The sequence below is a fragment of the Aedoeadaptatus acetigenes genome, assembly GCF_025566985.1.
GTDB classification, from domain to species: domain Bacteria; phylum Bacillota; class Clostridia; order Tissierellales; family Peptoniphilaceae; genus Aedoeadaptatus; species Aedoeadaptatus acetigenes.
This window is the reverse complement of record NZ_JAOQJD010000030.1, coordinates 1-2,000: the sequence shown is the minus strand read 5'-3', so window position 1 is coordinate 2,000 and position 2,000 is coordinate 1. Positions and strand designations below refer to the sequence as shown.

General features: G+C 31.2%; 3 protein-coding genes and 1 pseudogene. All 4 read right to left on the bottom strand.

The window, feature by feature from the left end:
* Positions 1–34: 34 nt before the first annotated feature.
* Positions 35–220, bottom strand: a complete 186-nt coding sequence (locus OCV31_RS09595) for a transposon-encoded TnpW family protein (protein ID WP_002416380.1) — start codon at positions 218–220, stop codon at positions 35–37.
* Positions 221–321: 101 nt separating this feature from the next.
* Positions 322–1,311 carry an ORF6N domain-containing protein gene (locus OCV31_RS09590; RefSeq protein WP_002838522.1) on the bottom strand — a complete coding sequence of 330 codons (990 nt, stop codon included), beginning with the start codon at positions 1,309–1,311 and terminating at the stop codon, positions 322–324.
* Positions 1,312–1,384: 73 nt separating this feature from the next.
* A complete protein-coding gene (locus tag OCV31_RS09585; RefSeq protein WP_028078916.1) occupies positions 1,385–1,708 on the bottom strand; it encodes a hypothetical protein in 324 nt (107 codons plus the stop codon).
* A gap of 181 nt (positions 1,709–1,889) precedes the next feature.
* A pseudogene (locus OCV31_RS09580) lies at positions 1,890–2,000 on the bottom strand (phage replisome organizer N-terminal domain-containing protein); the annotation flags it as partial.

The following is a 2,000-nucleotide window of genomic DNA, read 5'->3' as shown; positions in this document are numbered from 1 at the left end:
GCAGTTTTTCCTGTAACAACTTGTCAAGGACTTTCTAATCATTTTTATCGACTTTTTGATGTTTTTCTCTCTCCATTTCTCTAATCATTATGCGTTTTAATTTGTCTTGCATTGTTTCCGTTGCATTTTCATTAAAGTGAACAACAACCTCATAGGTTGCTTTACCAATTTTCTTTATGGTTTTTGTTCCCGTATTCTGTTCATTTTTATTTTCGTGCATATATTTTTCCTCCTGTTTGTTGCAATTAAAAAAGACGATAGATTTTTACTTCTACCGCCTTGCTTAAAGCTCATATAACTGTCTATTCTGTTATCTGCATATTAAATTTTCAAATTCTTATTGTTTAACATTCCACCAAACATTGTATGATACATATCCTTAGAGGATTCTTCTATCTTGGTAATACTTGATATTTTATTTCCTGCGTCCTTTGATGAAGCTCCGCAAAGATAAAAGGCTTCATTTTCTGTTCCATAGTCTATTGCAATATATCTATCGTGATATTTTTTGCCTGCAACCTTCATTTTTAAGTTGATATTTGGATAATCTCTTCTAAAATCATTTAGGATGTTTTTTGTAAGCATATCTTTATTTTTCACATTGTCGCTAAAGACTATAATTTCAACATTGTCTTTTGCAGCTCTTAATAATTCTAAGGTTTTCAAGCCTATATAGTTATCTATTACGTAAATGCTTTTCTTTGCTGACTTATATATTTTTGTATAGGCAACATCCGCTTCAATCTTATCTCCATTCATCAAAAGGAAATGCTTGTAAGTGTCCGGATCGATAAAATTATCCATTACTTTTTTCAAATCTTCTTTAGTAGCCATTTGAGATTTTATTTCTGCAATATCATTTGTGTTTTGGTTGGTTTGAATAGCTATTTGGACTAATTCTTTTGAACCGATAAAATCTTGATTTTCAATAATGAAGTCTTTCATCTGCTTAAATGTTCTAATTAAGGCTCTGCTTTGCCTAATCGCAAGTTCTCCCCTTAATACAGTCATAAGCATATAAATACCTTGTTCCGTAAAGGCATTTGGTAGGTACCTTGAGCCGCCCCAACTTGAGGTGAAATTTTTGCACCTCAAGTTTTCAAACTCATTCTCGGTCAATTGAAACATAAAATCTTCGCCTTCAAACTTTTCAATATTATTTTTTACCTGTCTATTAAAGTTTTTAGTTTCATAACCATATATTTCAGCTAAATCTGCATCAAGCATTACTTTTTGTCCACGAATGAAATATATTTTTTCTTGTATAGTTTTATCATCTACAATAACTATCTCTTTATTTTCATCTGCCATGAAATGCACCTCCAAAATTATCTAAATATCTTTTCCAATCCGCCACGCACTGCGTAGCTTTTTGAAATAAGTCTCATATCTTTTTATATTTTTCTACTCCACCTTCAGCTTTTCCGATGTGTTCTACATTTTTCACAAGTCCCTTATTTACATTTTCATAAAACCATCTGCCAATCAAAGCCGGCGGTGTTGCTATTAACTCTCGTAAAACAAATTCTTTGTCTTTCGGCAAAAAGCTTATTTTATTTAGTAAGGTATTATATAAGTCAACATAACTTGTATTTTCTTGTAAACTGCTACACTTACAATATTCACTAATACTTGGGTAATTACCCTCTATAACTTTTTTAGTTAAAATTTTCAGTTCTTCATCGTTTACTGTAAATTGAATTCGCATTTATATATCCTCTCTTTATAACTGAGTTTATTATCATATCACTGTCATTTTATCATAAATACGATGATTTTTCCATACTGCAATTTTAAGCCCTCACATGATGTTTTCACACTTAGCTATATTCTGATACCTCTTTTGCCATTAACGCTCTAAAAAAGCCTCTCCACCGTCTTATATGAGATTATAAATGTTCTCCCTTGTCATAATCTTCAAGGGTATATACTGTTGATTTACTACACTCCTTTAATTTCCCTTTATCTTGTTCATACCAATGAATTAAGGTCGCATAATG